Annotated in this window: 1 protein-coding gene; it reads right to left on the bottom strand. The window is 61.2% G+C overall.

Annotation, left to right across the window (positions count from 1 at the left end; genetic code table 11):
• Positions 1-927 (bottom strand): group II intron reverse transcriptase/maturase (gene ltrA / locus APH36_RS30270; protein WP_060501911.1); only part of this gene is annotated, 927 nt, incomplete at its 3' end.
• Positions 928-1,360 lie beyond the last annotated feature (433 nt).

The raw sequence follows: 1,360 nt of genomic DNA, 5'->3' as shown, positions 1-1,360 counted from the left end.
GTCCCGATTCAGTCTCAGTTTCAGACGGTGATTCAGGAACCGCTCGACACTGGCCAGCACTCGTTCGCCAGCACGCGGACTACGGACATAAATGTTCGCGTCATCGGCATAGCGCACGAAGCGATGGCCTCGCCGCTCCAACTCACGGTCGAGTTCATCGAGCAGGATGTTCGACAGCAGCGGCGAAAGCGGGCCGCCTTGCGGCGCCCCCTCCTGCCGATGGCTGACAACCCCGCCCGACATGACGCCCGCTTCGAGGTAACGGCGGATGAGTCTGAGCACCTGTTTGTCTTCGACATGGCGCTCAACACAGAACATCAGGATGTCGTGGTTGACCCGATCAAAGAACTTCTCCAGATCGAGTTCCACGCAACACCTATGACCCGCCGCCACATGGGTGCGGGCCATCTCGACAGCCTGGTGAGCGCTTCTGCCCGGACGGAAGCCGTAGCTATAGTCCGAGAACAGCGGATCGAAGATCGGCGTGAGCTGTTGCAGCAGGGCTTGCTGGATCAGGCGATCCACGACACTGGGAATGCCCAGTTGCCGCATACCGCCCTGCGGTTTGGGAATTTCGACCGCCCGCACTGCCTGGGGATGGTATTCACCTGCCAGCAGCCTGACCTTCAGGATGGGCCAATACTGTTTCACGTAGCCTGCCAAGTCGGCGACCGTCATGCCATCGGCACCCGGCGCCCCCTTGTTGCTGACCACGCGCTGATACGCACGCTTGAGATTCGCCGGTGCAAGCACCCGCTCCATCAGCGTGTCCGGTTCCGCGTTCGTCCACGTCACCGACGCCGTCGATACCTCTGCGCTGTCAGGCGTCATCCTCGGCCTCTGGCCGGGACTCGGGGTGACAGTCTTCTCTTGGAGAAATTTCTGCATTTCGGTTATCGACGAGACGCTGACGCCTACTGGCGGCATGACCTGTTCGGCCCTTGATGGCGTGGTTGACCGCCACTTACTACGGCCTCGGCTGACTTCTGCACGCCCATCCCGTCGCCTCTCGACAATCGGTAGCACAATGGCAAGCGTACAGATCTCCCAGGGTAATTCGCGCGACCTTCCTGCTTATGCCTGTCGGATCTACGTCGCAGCGTTCCGTGCAAGTATCGGGCTTTGGCGATTATGGCCACCTCACCCCGCTGCGCCGCCTCATCCGCTTCCTGTTCGTCAGGCCAGCATTTTGCCTCGGGCTTCCTTCAGATTCGCAGTCGCCCGCGACACCCTTGCCTTCAGCTAACACTTCCCCTTGCCGGGTGTGTAGAGGACTTTCACCTCCAAGTCGCCAGGCTCACCACCACAGTGAACCCGACAGCGCCAGTCACGGCGCTACGCGCCATGCCTGGCGCACCAT

The organism is Pseudomonas sp. NBRC 111133 (assembly GCF_001320605.1).
GTDB lineage: Bacteria > Pseudomonadota > Gammaproteobacteria > Pseudomonadales > Pseudomonadaceae > Aquipseudomonas > Aquipseudomonas monteilii.
The sequence above is the reverse complement of the archived record's forward strand: the minus strand, read 5'-3'. Positions and strand labels throughout refer to the sequence as shown.